This window comes from Amycolatopsis bullii (genome assembly GCF_014654205.1).
GTDB lineage: Bacteria > Actinomycetota > Actinomycetes > Mycobacteriales > Pseudonocardiaceae > Amycolatopsis > Amycolatopsis plumensis.
In genome coordinates this window covers 42962-56762 of sequence record NZ_BNAW01000023.1, presented here as the reverse complement: position 1 = coordinate 56762, position 13801 = coordinate 42962, and the positions used below count along the sequence as shown (strand labels likewise).

Annotated in this window: 13 protein-coding genes and 1 pseudogene; 4 read left to right on the top strand and 10 right to left on the bottom strand. The window is 72.7% G+C overall.

Going from position 1 to position 13801, the window contains the following annotated elements:
- The first annotated feature begins 2 nt into the window (after positions 1 to 2).
- A complete protein-coding gene (locus IE317_RS24380) occupies positions 3 to 524 on the top strand; it encodes a pyridoxamine 5'-phosphate oxidase family protein (protein ID WP_191313656.1) in 522 nt (173 codons plus the stop codon).
- Here the strand turns inward: IE317_RS24380 and IE317_RS24375 are convergent.
- A pseudogene (locus tag IE317_RS24375) lies at positions 514 to 1360 on the bottom strand (SGNH/GDSL hydrolase family protein). The gene IE317_RS24380 and the pseudogene IE317_RS24375 overlap by 11 nt on opposite strands.
- Before the next feature lie 111 nt (positions 1361 to 1471).
- Between IE317_RS24375 and IE317_RS24370 the strand changes: the two are divergent.
- Positions 1472 to 2698, top strand: a complete 1227-nt coding sequence (locus tag IE317_RS24370) for a PucR family transcriptional regulator (protein ID WP_191313655.1) — start codon at positions 1472 to 1474, stop codon at positions 2696 to 2698.
- 243 nt (positions 2699 to 2941) lie between these two features.
- On the opposite strand, the gene IE317_RS24365 is transcribed toward IE317_RS24370, so the two are convergent.
- Positions 2942 to 3421, bottom strand: a complete 480-nt coding sequence (locus IE317_RS24365; protein ID WP_191313654.1) for a hypothetical protein — start codon at positions 3419 to 3421, stop codon at positions 2942 to 2944.
- A gap of 73 nt (positions 3422 to 3494) precedes the next feature.
- A complete protein-coding gene (locus IE317_RS24360; RefSeq protein ID WP_191313653.1) occupies positions 3495 to 4373 on the bottom strand; it encodes an alpha/beta fold hydrolase in 879 nt (292 codons plus the stop codon).
- 67 nt (positions 4374 to 4440) lie between these two features.
- On the opposite strand from IE317_RS24360, the gene IE317_RS24355 reads away from it, so the two are divergent.
- Complete coding sequence (locus IE317_RS24355; protein ID WP_191313652.1) at positions 4441 to 5172, top strand: TetR/AcrR family transcriptional regulator; 732 nt, start codon at positions 4441 to 4443, stop codon at positions 5170 to 5172.
- A 108-nt stretch (positions 5173 to 5280) separates the two neighbouring features.
- Here IE317_RS24355 and IE317_RS24350 read toward each other — a convergent pair whose 3' ends face one another.
- The 4 genes from IE317_RS24350 to IE317_RS24335 all read right to left on the bottom strand — a co-directional run bounded on the left by IE317_RS24350 (position 5281) and on the right by IE317_RS24335 (position 9846).
- Positions 5281 to 5946 (bottom strand): TetR/AcrR family transcriptional regulator, encoded by a 666-nt coding sequence (locus tag IE317_RS24350; protein WP_191313651.1) that lies wholly within the window; start codon positions 5944 to 5946, stop codon positions 5281 to 5283.
- Positions 5947 to 6026: 80 nt separating this feature from the next.
- Entirely contained in the window at positions 6027 to 7718 is a 1692-nt protein-coding gene (locus IE317_RS24345) for a flavin monoamine oxidase family protein (protein ID WP_191313650.1), read from the bottom strand.
- The gene (locus tag IE317_RS24340) at positions 7715 to 8458 is read right to left on the bottom strand and encodes a carbon-nitrogen hydrolase family protein (protein WP_191313649.1); all 744 of its coding nucleotides are present in this window, start codon (positions 8456 to 8458) and stop codon (positions 7715 to 7717) included. Before IE317_RS24340 ends, IE317_RS24345 begins: the two co-directional genes overlap by 4 nt.
- Positions 8455 to 9846, bottom strand: a complete 1392-nt coding sequence (locus tag IE317_RS24335) for an amino acid permease (RefSeq protein ID WP_191313648.1) — start codon at positions 9844 to 9846, stop codon at positions 8455 to 8457. The genes IE317_RS24340 and IE317_RS24335 overlap by 4 nt, the downstream gene beginning before the upstream one ends.
- Before the next feature lie 219 nt (positions 9847 to 10065).
- On the opposite strand from IE317_RS24335, the gene IE317_RS24330 reads away from it, so the two are divergent.
- On the top strand, positions 10066 to 10887 hold the full coding sequence (locus IE317_RS24330) for an SCO6745 family protein (protein WP_415306552.1): 822 nt from the start codon (positions 10066 to 10068) through the stop codon (positions 10885 to 10887).
- Between the two features lie 174 nt (positions 10888 to 11061).
- Here IE317_RS24330 and IE317_RS24325 read toward each other — a convergent pair whose 3' ends face one another.
- Genes IE317_RS24325 through IE317_RS24315 form a run of 3 tightly spaced genes read right to left on the bottom strand, consistent with a single transcriptional unit; the run spans position 11062 to position 13764 of the window.
- The gene (locus tag IE317_RS24325) at positions 11062 to 12342 is read right to left on the bottom strand and encodes a sensor histidine kinase (RefSeq protein ID WP_191313647.1); all 1281 of its coding nucleotides are present in this window, start codon (positions 12340 to 12342) and stop codon (positions 11062 to 11064) included.
- A gap of 2 nt (positions 12343 to 12344) precedes the next feature.
- Positions 12345 to 13055 (bottom strand): response regulator transcription factor, encoded by a 711-nt coding sequence (locus tag IE317_RS24320; protein WP_191313646.1) that lies wholly within the window; start codon positions 13053 to 13055, stop codon positions 12345 to 12347.
- A gap of 46 nt (positions 13056 to 13101) precedes the next feature.
- Positions 13102 to 13764, bottom strand: coding sequence for an IclR family transcriptional regulator (locus tag IE317_RS24315; RefSeq protein WP_191313645.1), 663 nt, complete (start codon positions 13762 to 13764; stop codon positions 13102 to 13104).
- Positions 13765 to 13801 lie beyond the last annotated feature (37 nt).

The following is a 13801-nucleotide window of genomic DNA, read 5'->3' as shown; positions in this document are numbered from 1 at the left end:
GCATGAGCGAAGCCAGCGAAACCAGGAACCTCGACCGAACCCCCGGGTCCGCGGCGCTGCCGTGGAGCAGGGCGCGCGATCTCCTCGCCACCCAGACCCCCACGGAAGACCTGACCTTCTTCGTCGGGACCGTCCGCCCCGGCGGGCGGCCGCACGCCGCCGGCGTCGGCGCGATCTGGGTGGACGACGCGCTGTACTTCGTGAGCGGGCCGGGCACCCGCCGGGCCCGCAACCTGGCGGCGAACCCGGCGTGCACCGTGTCGGTGCGGCTGCGCGGCCTCGACCTCACCATGGAAGGCGAGGCCCACCGGGTCGCCGACCCGGCCACTCTCGAGCGGGTGGCGGCCGTCTACCGCGAGGGCGGCTGGCCCGCGACGGTGGAGGACGGCGGGTTCAACGCGCCCTTCATGGCGGCGAGCGCCGGGCCGGCGCCCTGGCACCTGTACCGGCTCACCCTGCACACGGCCTTCGGCGTCGCCACCGCCGAACCCCACGGCGCCACCCGCTGGGACTTCACCCGCTGATCGCCGCCGCGACCAGGCGGCCGAACGCGGCCATGCCGTCGGCGTTCGGGTGCATCGGTGCGGCGACCGACGTCGGGACCACGCTCTCGAACCACTTCACGCCGGGCAGCTTGCAGACGTCGTGTCCGATCGAAGCCGTCCGGACGTCGACGTACTGCGCGCCGTGCGCGGCGGCCTGCCGGGCGAGGGCGGCGTTGGTCTTGTCGATGCTGCCCTGGATGTAGTTCGCGTCGCGCGGGGTCAGCGGCGCGACCGGCCAGCAGCCGTTGTGCGGCAGGTAGGTGCCGTAGCCGGCGACGAAGACGTCGGCGTTGGGTGCCTTCGCGTGGATCGCGTCCAGCAGCGCGCCCCACACCGGCTCGAACGCGGCGATCTTCTCGGCCAGCTGGTCGTGGCCGCCGGCGGTGTAGCGGTCCACGCAGTCCGGGTTGATGCCGGGCAGCAGGTTGATGCAGCTCGTCGCGGCCCCGACCAGGCCGATGTCGTTGCCGCCGATCGTCACGGTCACCGTGCGGGTCTGCTCGCTCAGCGCGTCCAGCTGCGGCGGCACCGCGCCGGCCGACGTCTGCTGCGGGGCGGTCATGTCCGCCGTCGTCGCGCCGGAGCAGGTGACGTCCTTCAGCGGCACGCCGAGCTCCTCGGCGGCGACGTGCGGGTAGTCCGCCAGCGAGCGGAGGCAGCCGGGGGGAGGAGAGGTCGGGCGGCAGGATCAGCGGCCCGGCCGCCGCCGAATCCCCCAGTGCCACGTACTCGCCGGCGGGGGCCGCGGCCGCCGGTCCCGCCGTCGCGCCCGTCAGCGCGGTGACCATGATCGCGATGAACGCCGTCGTTCTCACTCGCACGCCGTCCTCCTTGACGCAGTGCCGAATGTTGGTCTCCGTGACACCATCGGCACCGGACGTCACGGGATTGACTGGGAATCCGGGCAGAGAACGAGGGGATCGGTTGTGACCGAGCACAAGTGCGGCGGGGAGCTCACCCTCGGCGGGCAGCGCGTGCACGAGCGGCTCACCCGGGAGGAGCCCGAACTGATCGCCCGGGTGCTCGCGCGCATCCAGGCCGAGGTCGCCGACTACCGGCGGCTGCCGGTGGAGGAACTGGCCGGCGACATCGCGGGCATCACCCGGCAGGCGGTGCGGGCGTTCGCGCGGAGCCTGCGCGAGGACCGCGAGCTCAACGCGGCCGAGCTGCGGCAGGTGGGCGCGTCCGCGGTCCGCCGGGCGGAGGAGGGCTTCCCGCTGGAGGCCGTGCTGACCGCGTACCACGTCGGCGCGCGGGAGATCTTCGCCGTCGGCTCGGCCTCTTCGGGCCGCGCGGACGTCGCCGACCTCCTCGACGTCGCGGACCGGGTGCTGGCGTTCGTCGGCACGGTCACCGGCGCGGTGACGCGCGGGTACCTGGAGGAGCTGCGGACGAAGGTCGGGCACGAGCACACCGCGCGCCGGACGCTGCTGTCGGTGCTCGTCGACGGCGGGCCGGTCGACGTCGTCGCCCGCAGCGCCGGGATCACGCTGCCCGCGCGGTACCTCGTGCTGAGCGTCGAACTCGGGCCGCACGCGGACGAGGAGTCGCCGGGGGTGGACGCCGAGATCGCCGTCCGGCGCAAGCTCCGCCGGTTCCTGGCGGCGTTCGAAGGGCTGTGCGGTGACGGGGTGCTCGCGTCACTGGACGGTCCCGGCGGGCTCGTCCTGCTGCCGGTGACCGGGCGCGTCCCGGACTGGCACGCGGTCCTGGAGGCGGCCGGGCGCGCGGCGGGGGTCACCGTGCTGGCGGCCGCGGAAACGGCGGCGCCCGCGGAGGTCCGGGAAGTGGCCGCGCGGACCGGCGAAGTGCTGGACGTGCTGCGCTGGTTCGGCCGGCCGCCGGGTCTGTACGCCCTCGACGACGTCCTGGTCGAGTACCAGCTGACCCGTCCGGGAGTGGCCCGCGACCGCCTCGCGGCGGCGCTCGACCCCCTCGCCGCGCACCCGGAGCTGGCCGAGACGCTGGACGCGTACCTGGCCCTGGACACGAACCGCCGTCGCACGGCGGCCCAGCTCCACGTCCACCCCAACACGGTCGACTACCGCCTCCGCCGCATCCGCGACCTCACCGGCATCGACCCCCTCCACCCGGCCGGCCTGCCCCGCATCATGGCGGCCTCAGCCGCCCGCCGCGCCGCCCACCACGGGTGATGCCCCTCCAATCACGCAAGATGCCCCTGGGATCACGCGAGATGCCCCTCCAATCACGCGAGATCCGTGCCCAATCACGTGAGTTACGCCCCCAATCACGCGAGACGCGCCGCTGATCACGCCGCCCTACCCTCCAGGCACGCAGTCCGACCCCCTGGGTACGCAAGCCGACCCCTTGGGTACGCAAGCCGACCCTCCAGGTACACGAGTTGACCTTCGGAACACGCGAGCTGACCCCTCCGATCACGGCACCCGGAGCACCCGCCCGGCGAACTCGCGAACCCGGACGGACGACTCGCGTACCCCGAGGGACGACTTGCGTACCTGGAGGGTCGGATGGCGTGCCTGAAGGGTCGGCTTGCGTACCTGAAGGGTCGGCTGGCGTGAGCGGGAAGCCGGCTTGCGTACCTGGAGGGTCGACGCGGCGCGGGTCAGGGCGCCGATGGCCAGGGCTGCGGCGAGGACGAGCGCGGCGAGGCGGGCCGGGGCGCCGAAGGTGAGTTCGCCGAAGCGGCCGAGGATGAAACCCGTGTGCAACGCCCAGGCGACCACGGCGACGCCGCCCGCGGCGGTGAGGGGAATTCGGCAGGCGAAGGCCAGGACGACCGCGCCCAGGGTGACCAGCGCATACCAGGGACGGCCCGTCGCCCCGGCCAGGTCCGCCACGATCACGGCGGCGACGGCGGCCACGCACCCGAACGGAAATCCGAAGCCCGGTGTCATCCGCCCAGTCCAGTCCGGCGGACAAGCCAAAGCGTGGCCCAGGACACATTCCCTACACCCAGGCCCGCGATCTTTACGTTTCGTTTACCCGCTCGGTGACGCCCTTGATCGCGCCGGCGATCTCCGCCCAGACCGCGCGCGGCAGGTTGTGTCCCATCCCCGGGATCACCACCAGCTCCGCGCCCGGGATCGCCTCCGCCGTCGCCTTGCCGCCGCTGACGTTGATCAGCGGGTCCCCGTCGCCGTGGACGACCAACGCGGGCAAGCGCACCGAACGCAAAAGAGCCGTTCGGTCGCCGGACGCCACCACGGCCGCCGCGTGGCGCAGCGTGCCCACCGGGTGGCGGGCGCGGTCGTAGTGCAACGCCGCCTTCGCCAGCAGGAACGCCTCGTCGTCCGGGTAGCCGGGGGAGCCGAGCTTCCGGTAGCCCTCGACGCTGTCCGCCAGCGCCTGCTCCCGCGTCGACGCCGGCGGCCGGGTCAGCAGCGCCAGCGCCCACGGCTCGGCCTGCCCGACCGACCGGCCACCGGTGGTCGACATGATCGACGTGATCGACAGCAGCCGGTCCGGGTGGTCGATCGCCAGCTGCTGCACGATCATCCCGCCCATCGACGCGCCGACGACGTGCACCCGGGAAATACCGAGCGCGTCGAACAGCCCCACCGCGTCATCCGCCATGTCCGACAACGTGTACGGCGCACTCGTGAGGTCGCCGGCCGCCAGCGCGGCCAGGTCCGGCGGCGGCAGGTGGTCGAGCCACGTCGAGAGCCCGACGTCCCGGTTGTCGTAGCGCACGACGAAGAACCCGTGGCCGGCGAGCAGTTCGCAGAAGCCGTCCTCCCAGGTGATCATCTGGGCGCCGAGGCCCATCACGAGGACCAGCGGCGGGGCCGCCGGGTCGCCGAAGGTGTCGTACTCGAGCTCGAGACCGTTGGCCTGTGCGCGTGCCATACCCCGATCCTGCCGTACCCGCGCGGACCTGGCACCCGGCCCGGCGGTGCCGTTACCGTTACGCCCCATGCCGACCTCATCCTCGGGTACGGGCCAGCGCCCCCGGTCGCGGGCCGCGGCGGGACTGCCGGCGCTGACGGCCGACCGCATCGTCAGCGCGGCCACCGCCCTCACCGCCCAGCGCGGCCTGGACAACTGGACGCTGCGGGAGCTGGCCCGCTCGGTCGAGGCCTACCCGGCGGTGATCTACCACCACGTCGGCGACCGGGACGCGGTGGTGAACGCCGTCGTCGACCGGGTCGTCGGGCTGCTGGAGCTGCCGGACGAGCGGCTGCCGTGGCAGGAGTGGTTCACCGAGCTGCTGGCCGGCCTGCGCGCGGTGCTGCGGACCTACCCGGGCTGCGCACGGCGGCTGGCGCTGTTCGGCCCGTCGGTCGAGGCGGCCACGCGGTCCATCGACGCGGGCATCGGCGTGCTGCTGGCCGCCGGCTTCGGCCGCGAGAGCGTGCTGGCCTACAACCTGCTGCTGATGACCGCCTGCCAGTTCGTCGCGATGGAGGACGACCGCGACGGCGCGCTCGCCCTGCGGATCGACAACACCGAGGAGTACGCGACCTACCGCGAACGGGCCGACCTGCCGGGGATGGCCGAGCTGGGTGCGGCGATGCACGACCTGATGGGCGACCCGGACCTCGCCTCCGGCTACTACGCGCAGCTCTACGACTACGCGGTCAGGCGGTGTCTCGACGGTCTGGCGCACCGGCTGGACGAACTTCGCAATCCGGACATCTCGGGTTGACAGCGACTTGACAGTGCCGCGGCGTACCGTGGGCGTGCGTCGGTGGTTCGCCCACTGACCCGGAGCCCCTGGCGCCCTCCTCCCCCTCGTGGCGCCGGGGGCTTCGGTCTACCCGGAGTCGCCCGGCCGCGGTGACGGCGGGCCGGTGCGCGGCGGCTCCGCCTGGATGGCCGGGAAGATCTCCCCGACCAGGGTCACCAGCGACTTCGACAGCAGCAGGTGCACCTGGTCCCGCGTCAGCGACCCGCGCACGAGCCACTCCCGGCCCGCTGCCTTCACCATCCCGCCGAACGCGCGCACCAGCGCGTTGAGCTCGGGTCCGTGCTCGCTTTCCCGGGACAGCCCGACGGCCTCCAGCACGCGGTCGGCGGATTCGCGGTCGGCTTCTTCGAGAATGCGCTCCACCTCGAGGTCGCGGCCGATGCCTTCGGGCGCGATCGCGGCCAGCCACATCCGCTCCTGGCTGGTGACCATGTCGAGGAACCACTCGATGGCGACGTCCGCGCGCAGTTCGAGCGGCCCGTCGGGGAGGATCTCGACGGCCAGCCGCGGCACGGTCAGCGCGCGGCGGATGATTTCCAGGTACAGCTCGCGTTTGGTGCCGAAGTAGTGGTTGATCAGCCCCCGCGCCACCCCGGCCGCCGCGGCTATGTCCGAAGTGGACACTGCGGAGTAGGGACGCTCACCGAACAGCCGCGCCGCACAAGCGTAGATCTGTTCCTTCCGTTCGTCCGGTTCCAGTCTTCGCCATCTCGGCGCCGGCTCGGTGTTCATCCGCCCATCGTTGCACGGGCCGTTGCGCCGGGCAGGGTAGTCCGCACTATGTCGGATGTGCTCCCACGATCGGGGCACGGTCAGTCCGGCAGCGTGATCGGTGCGATGTCCGCGAAGCCGTCGCCCGGGCCCGGGTTCGCCGGATCGGTGGTCCCGCCGAAGTGGTGCAGCACGCCCCACACCGCGTTCAGCGCGGTCTGGACCGCGCCCTCGGCCCAGCCCGCCGTCCACGAGATGTCGTCACCGGCCAGGAACAGCCCGCGGTAGCGCGCCGGCAGCTCGTCCTGCACGAAGTGCGTGAACAGCCGCTGCTGGTAGCGGTAGTGGCCGGGCAGGTTCGCCTTGAACGCGCCCATGAAGTGCGGTTCGGCCTCCCACGACACGGTCACCGGGTCGCCGATGATGTGCCGCCGGACGTCGACACCCGGGTAGATCTCGCGCAGCGACTGGAGCATCACCTCGACGCGCTCGCCCACCGGCAGCGGCAGCCACTTCAGCGAGTCGTCGGCCCACGTGTAGGACAGGCAGATCACCGCGGGCGCGTCCGGGTCGTCGCCGAGCAGGTACGTGCCGCGCGGCATCCGGTCGGTGAGCGTCATGCTCATCGCGTCGCGGCCCGTGCCTGCGTCTCGGTCCAGCCAGAACGGCCGGTCGACCGGCACGAACACCTTCGACGACGCCATGTAGTGCGTGCGCTCGATGGCCGTCCAGTGGTCGATCGGGAAGAGCGCTTCGTCGCACTCGATGTTGGACAGCAGCATCCAGCTCTGCGCGGTGAACACCGCGGCCGGGAACGTCCGGATGTGCCCGCACGCGTCGGTCACGGTGATGTTGGCCGGTGCCGTGCGGTGCAGCCGCGCGACGCCGGGCTGCGGCCGTCCGCCGTGCAGCGTGCTGAGGCTGGTGCCGGACGGCCAGAAAGCGATGCCTTCCGGGGCGTGCTCCCACAACCGGAGCGGGAGCTGCCTGCTGCCGCCGACGATGCTGCGGTGCTCGTCGTCCGCTCCCGTGTAGACCACGCGCAGGATCTCCAGGATGGAGTTGGGGAAGTCGGTGTCCCAGCCGCCGGTGCCGAAGCCGACCTGGCCGAAGATCTCGCGGTGGCGGAAGGAGGCGAACGCGGGGGAGTCGCAGAGGAACCCGTAGAACGTCTGGTTGTCCAGCCGCGGGACGAGCTCGTTCCACAGCCGCTTGATCGTCTTCGCGTCGCGGTCGCGGATCGCCGTCTGCATCTCGGCGAAGGAGGCGTGCTCGGCCAGCGTGCGGTCCCAGGCCGCGGCGACCTCCCGGAAGACGGCCGGCAGGTCCTCGGGTGTACGCGCGTAGTGGCTCTGCCCCTTCAGGTCCACGACGGTGCTCGGCGTTCCCGGGGCGAGCGGGTTGGGGAACGGCGTGGTCTCCAGGCCGACCTTGTCGATGTAGTGGAACAGCGCGGTCGACGCGGGCGGGAAGCGCATCGCGCCCATCTCGGCGACGACGTCGTCCGGGCAGCCGGGGAACCGCACGGTGCGCAGCCGGCCGCCGAGTTCGGCGACTTCGTACACCACCGGCCGCAGGCCCAGCTTCATCAGCTCGTACGCGGTGACGATCCCGGAAAGGCCGCCGCCGATCACGGCGACCTCGGTGCCGTGCCGGTGCGCGGGCACCGAGCCCAGGCCGGCCGGGTGGGCCAGGTAGTCGTCGTAGGCGAACGGGAAGTCCGGGCCGAACATCGTGATCGGGCGGCCCGCCGGTTCGTCGTGGTGGATCGCGGTCGGAACGGCGGAGGTCATGCGGTGGTTCCCCGGTACAGGTCGGGCCGTCGGTCGGCCAGGTGGGTGTTTTCCAGGCGGGACGCGGCCAAGGCGTCCCGGGTGACGTCGGCGGTGATCACCTCGGGCCCGGCCCCGGCGCGGGCCAGCACCTCGCCGGTCGGGGCCACGACGCAGGACCGCCCGCAGTAGGTCAGCTCCCGCTCGGTGTCGCAGCGGTTCGCGTAGGCGACGAACAGCTGGCTTTCGTAGGCCCGCGCGGGCACGAGCGTGTCGGCGACCAGCTCGTACGGGCTCATCAGCGCGGTCGGCACGACCAGCAGTTCGGTGCCGGCGAGCGCGTGCGCGCGGACCAGCTCGGGGAACTCGACGTCGTAGCAGATCAGCAGCCCGATCCGGAGGCCGCCGAGGTCGGCTTGGACGACCGGCTCGTCGCCGGGGGTGAACCAGGCCTTGTCGAGGTCGCCGAAGAGGTGCGTCTTGCGGTAGTTGGCCAGCCGGCGTCCGGTGGCGTCGACCAGCTGGACGCTGTTGTAGACGTGCTCGCCGTCGGTTTCCGGGTAGCCGTAGGCCAGCGCGGTGCCCAGTTGCCGCGCGAGGGCGGACATCCGGGCCGCGGTGGGGCCGTCGGCGGGTTCGGCGAGCTCGTGCGTGCGAGCGCCGATGTGGTAACCCGTCGTGCTCATCTCCGCCGTGACGACCAGGTCGGCGTTGATTTCTCGCAGGTCCTCGAGCGGGCCCTGGTGGATCGCGACCCTCACGCCAGCCTCGACTTCCGCATCCCGTAACCGAAGTAGATCAGCAGCCCCAGGACCATCCAGGCGCCGAAGACCAGCCAGGTGGCGCCGTCGAGGCTGAGCATCATGTACGCGCAGCAGAGCACGCCCAGGATCGGCGTCACCGGCGCGAGCGGGACGCGGAACGTCCGCGGGCGGTCGGGCTGGCTGCGCCGCAGGATCAGCACGGCGATGTTGACCAGCCCGAACGCGAACAGCGTGCCGATGCTGGTGGCGTCGGCCAGCTTGCCGAGCGGGATGAAGGCGGCCAGGACGGCGACGAACGCCGAGACCACGAGGGTATTGGTCCGCGGGGAGCCGGTCTTCGCGTCCACTTTGGAGAGAGCGGGCGGGACCAGGCCGTCGCGGGACATCGCGAACAGGATGCGGGTCTGTCCGTAGAGGACGGTCAGCACGACGCTGGAGATCGCCACGATCGCGCCGACGGCCAGCAGCCCGGCCCAGAACGGGTTGTCCGAGACGACGTCGAGCACGTGCGAAAGCGCGGCCTCCTGGCCGTCGAACTGCTGCCAGGGCAGGGCGCCGACGGCGGCCACCGCGACCAGGCAGTACAGCACGGTGACGATGCCGAGCGAGAGCAGGATCGCCCGCGGCAGGTCGCGCTGCGGGTTCTTCGCCTCCTCGCCGGCGGTCGAGGCCGCGTCGAAGCCGATGTAGGAGAAGAACAGCTTGGCGCCACCGGCACTCAGCCCGGCCAGCCCGAGCGGCAGGAACGGCGTGAAGTTCTTCGCCTGCACCGCGCTGAAGGCGATCGCGCAGAACAGCACCAGCGTGCCGATCTTGACCGCGACCATGACCGCGTTCGCCCGCGCGCTCTCCTTGGCGCCGGACAGCAGCAGGAGCATCGCGAGGACGACGACGAGGATGGCGGGCACGTTGACGACCCCGCCGTCGCCGGGCGGTCCGCTGAGCGCGTCCGGGATGGTGAAGCCGAAGGCCAGCCGCAGCAGTTCGTTGAGGTACTGGCCCCAGCCGACCGCGACCGAGGCGACCGAGACGCCGTATTCGAGCACCAGGCACCACCCGCAGACCCAGGCGACGAGCTCGCCGAGGGTGGCGTAGGTGTAGGAGTACGACGATCCGGACAGCGGGATCATCCCGGCGAGCTCGGCGTAGGACAGCGCGGAGAACAACGCCGTGACGCCGGCCAGCACGAACGAGAGCACCACAGCCGGGCCGGCCACCGGGACGGCCTCGCCGAGCACGACGAAGATGCCGCTGCCCAGCGTCGCCCCGATGCTGAGCATGGTGAGCTGCCCGAGGCCGAGCGACCGCTTCAACGTGCCATGATCGCCTTCGGCGACCAGGTCGGCGACCGGTTTCCGCCGCACCGTCGCGGCTCGCAAAGTCATGCCGACGACGGTAACGGTCGTCTCCGGAGCGGAAAACACGAGAACGTTGCCCGTACAGATGAATCACAGGTGATTCATTGCACAGCGACGACGAATCATGGCGATTCGTTCCGAAGCCGATTTTGCTCAGGCCGGCGTTGTCGGATCCGGGGAGAGCCGTTCGTGGAGGGGGTGAGCGGCCGCCACGAGGGCGCCGCCCGGACCCGCAGGGGGAAGAAGATGCCCGTCGCCCGCCGCATGTACGACCTGGTCGAGCCGATCGGCCTGGTGCCCTACTTCGCCGACGAGTCGGACGAGGCCCTGATGGCGCTCGGCCTGCGCAACGTGTGGGACGCCTACTTCGCCGGCCGGGCCGCCCCCTTCGGCCGGGACGTGCCCGCCGAGGTGGTCCACGCGGTCTTCTACAACTTCGCACCCGGCGAGGTGGCCCGCCACATCCCCCGCGTCTGGGAGCTGACCACGCCCGAGGCGGCGCTGGCCGCCCGCGAGTGGGGCTGCGTCGCCGGAATGCGGCGGGTCCTCGGTGACCTGGCCGACGACCCGCGCGTCGCCCGCGCCGCCGACCTGCTGCTGAAGGCGGCGACCAGCGCGCCGGTCGGGGGACGTCCGCTCTACGCCGCCCTGCGTGCGCTCCCGGTGCCGCAGGAACCGGTGGCCCGGCTGTGGCACGCGGCCACCCTGCTGCGGGAGCACCGCGGCGACGGCCACACCGTCGCGTTGCTGACCGAGGGCATCGGCGGGACGGAGGCCCACGTGCTCCACGCCCTGTCCGTCGACCTGCCCGCGGAGAAGTTCGGCCGGGTCTGGCACCTGCCCGCCGCCCAGCTGGACGCGGTGATCGACGGCATGCGCGCCCGCGGCCTCGTCGGCCCGGACGGCTGGCTCACGCCCGCCGGCCGGGCCACGAAGGACCGCGTCGAGGCCATGACCGACCGGCTCGCGGAGGCCCCCTACGACGCCCTGACCGCCGACGAACTCGACCACCTCATCGCCGACCTCGAGCCCCTCTCGGCCACCTTCCGGAAAACCTTCCCGATGTGACCGGCTCACCACCGTGATCCGGCGGGCTTCACCCGTGATCCGGGAGGCATCGAGCGTGATCCGCGGGGCATCGAGCGTGATCCGGGAGGCATCACCGTGATGCCCCTCCAATCACACGTAATGCCCTTCCAATCACGCGTGATGCCCCTGTGGACACGGGTGATGCCCCTCCGGTCACGGCGGGGCGGCGGGGAGGAGGAGGGTGAACGTCGGCGGGTCGGGGCGGCTGAGCCGGAGGCGGCCGCCTTCGGCTTCGGCGAGGCCGCGAGCCAGGCGCAGACCGATGCCGTGGCCGGTGGGGGCTGTCGCGAACGGGTCTTTCTCGCCCAGGTCCGGGCCTTCGTCGGCGACGTCGATGGCGAGCGCGTCACCGGCGTCGCGGGCCAGGACCGTGACCGTGCCGTGCCCGTGGGTCACCGCGTTGTCCAGCAGCACGCCGAGGACCTGCCGGACCGCCGCGGCCGCCACGCGCGCCGGGGGCGGGTCTTCCCGGAGGATCCGGATGGCCCGGCCCTGCGGCGCGAGCAGGGCCTCGCCGGCCTGCCGGACTTCGTCGAGGAGCGTGCCGAGGTCCAGTTCGGCCCGTGGTGCCCGGCGTTCCCGGCCCAGCGCCAGGAGGTCCTCGATGGTGCGTTCCAGCCGGTCGGCGGACGCGATGCCGGCGCGGATCGCCGCGTACGGGTCCGCGGCCGGTGTCTCCAGCGCGGCTTCGAGCTGCAGGCGCAGCCCGGTCAGCGGCGTGCGCAGCTGGTGCGACGCCTCCGCGGAGAACGCCCGCTCGCGCTCCAGCGTCGAGCCGATCCGGGCCGCGGTGGCGTCCAGCGTCTCGCCGACCTGGTCGATCTCGGGGATGCCCGCGCGCGGCGACCGGACCGTGAAGTCGCCGTCGCCGAGCCGTTCGGCCGTCGCGGCGAGCTCCTCGAGCGGCTGGACCAGCCGCTTCGTGAACCGCCGGGCCAGCAGCCAGCTCACCCCGGTCGTCACGACCGCGAGCCCGGTCATGCCGACCCAGGTCAGGATGATCTGCAGCCGCAGCTGGGACAGCGGCCGCGCGGCGCGGACCACGCCGGTCAGCCGGGAGCCGCTGACCACCGGCACCGCCAAGGCCATTTCGTCGCCTTCGCGGCCGATGACGACGTCCACCGTGGCCCTGGCGGCCTGCCGTTCGACCGGGCCGGCGACGGCGGGCCCGCGCCCGGCGACCAGCCGCCCGTCCGGGAGGTAGATCGCGACTTCGACGTCGCCGTCCTCGTCCTCGGACGGCGGCACGTCCGGCGTCAGGCCGGCGTTCAGCTCGTGTGACACGGCGAGCGCGGCGCCGTCCGCGGCCCGCTCCAGGTCGCCTTTCGCGTCGTCGTGGTAGTACTGCCACACCGCGAAGCCCAGCGGAAGCGCGAACAGCAGGGTGGCGACGAGTGCGGCCAGCACCGTCAGCGAGGTGATCCGGCGGCGCACGGCTACCCTTCGGCCGCGGACCGGGCCGGGTCTTCCAGCCGGTAGCCGTGCCCGCGCAGGGTGGCGATCCGCGGCACCTCGTCGTCGGGTCCGGCGGCCGCCGAGAGCTTGCGGCGCACCGCCGCGATGTGCACGTCCAGTGTCTTGGTCGAGCCGTACCAGTGGGCGTCCCAGACCTCGGACATCAGCGTCTCCCGGCTGACCGCCACGCCGGGCTGCTCGGCGAGCCGGGCCAGCAGGTCGAACTCCTTGGCGCGCAGCACCACCTCGCGCCCGCCCAGGGTGGCGCGGCGGCCGGCGATGTCGACGGTCAGCCCGGCGATGGTCACCGGGGGCCGGGCCCCGGCCGGCGCGCCGCGCCGCAGGTGCGCCCGCACCCTGGCCAGCAGCTCGCCCAGCCGGATCGGCTTGGTGAGGTAGTCGTCGGCCCCGGCGTCGAGTCCGACGACGACGTCCATCTCCTCCTGCCGCGCGGTGAGGATGACCAGCACCGCGGCGGGCAGCGCGGCCCGCAGGCGGCGGCAGACCTCGACGCCGTCCAGGTCGGGCAGGCCGAGGTCGAGCAGGACGAGGTCGAATTCGCCGGGTTCGGCGGCCTGCAGGGCGGTCCGCCCGTCGCGGCACCAGCACACCTGGTGACCGTGCAGTCGCAGGGTCGATTCGAGCACGCTGCCGATCGCGGCGTCGTCTTCCACCACCAGCAGGTTCGGCATGCGGGAAGCCTAACCAACGACCCGGCGGATCTTGGACAGCTGTGGCCTATTCCGCCCGTGTCCCGAGGCCGATCTGCGATATCCGCACCGAAGCGGCGGTGACGGCTTCGGTGAACGCAGCGACCTCGCCGGGGCCGAACCGGCTGCTGGGCCCGGTGACCGCCAGCGCCGCGAGCAGCCGGCCGTCGCCGTCGTGCACGGGCGCGGCGACGCTGGACGCGCCGGGCTCCGGCTCGTCGTGGGTGACCGCGGCCCCCTCGGTGCCGTCGAGGACCCGCCCGGCGGCCCCGAAGCCGAGCGGCAGCTCGTCGCCGACGCGGCCGACGTGCCGGATGGCCAGCGGTCCCTCCTGCTGGGCCACGCAGACGAGCACGGACGTGCTGCGCACGTACAGGTTGACCGTCTCCCGGCACTCCCCGGCCAGCTCGCGCAGCACCTGGCGGACCGGCTCGGGCAGCTGCCACGCCGTGTTCGCCAGCTGCGCCCAGCGCAGCATCCCGGGCCCGACGGTGATCCGCCCGTCGGGCCGCGTCCACAGCAGGCCGCGCTGCTCACAGGTGGCGACCAGCCGCAGCACGGTCGTCTTCGCGAGGCCGCTGGCCGCGGTGAGGTCCTTGACGGCCCAGGTCCGGCGGTGTTCCGTGAAGAGGGCGAGCAGGTCGAACGCGCGGAGCACGCTCCGGACCGATCCGTCTTCGTCTGTCTTCACGAGCGACCCCATCCGCCTGGTGGTCCCATTGTACCGC

What these genes read in the sequence shown, in the direction of transcription:
- IE317_RS24320 (WP_191313646.1), bottom strand. Translation starts at nt 13,055, where the DNA reads ATGCCGAACCTGCTGGTGGTGGAAGACGACGCCGCGATCGGCAGCGTG.
- IE317_RS24355 (WP_191313652.1), top strand. Translation starts at nt 4,441, where the DNA reads ATGCCGACCTCATCCTCGGGTACGGGCCAGCGCCCCCGGTCGCGGGCC.
- IE317_RS24365 (WP_191313654.1), bottom strand. Translation starts at nt 3,421, where the DNA reads ATGACACCGGGCTTCGGATTTCCGTTCGGGTGCGTGGCCGCCGTCGCC.
- IE317_RS24330 (WP_415306552.1), top strand. Translation starts at nt 10,066, where the DNA reads ATGCCCGTCGCCCGCCGCATGTACGACCTGGTCGAGCCGATCGGCCTG.
- IE317_RS24380 (WP_191313656.1), top strand. Translation starts at nt 3, where the DNA reads ATGAGCGAAGCCAGCGAAACCAGGAACCTCGACCGAACCCCCGGGTCC.
- IE317_RS24345 (WP_191313650.1), bottom strand. Translation starts at nt 7,718, where the DNA reads ATGACCTCCGCCGTTCCGACCGCGATCCACCACGACGAACCGGCGGGC.
- IE317_RS24335 (WP_191313648.1), bottom strand. Translation starts at nt 9,846, where the DNA reads ATGACTTTGCGAGCCGCGACGGTGCGGCGGAAACCGGTCGCCGACCTG.
- IE317_RS24350 (WP_191313651.1), bottom strand. Translation starts at nt 5,946, where the DNA reads ATGAACACCGAGCCGGCGCCGAGATGGCGAAGACTGGAACCGGACGAA.
- IE317_RS24360 (WP_191313653.1), bottom strand. Translation starts at nt 4,373, where the DNA reads ATGGCACGCGCACAGGCCAACGGTCTCGAGCTCGAGTACGACACCTTC.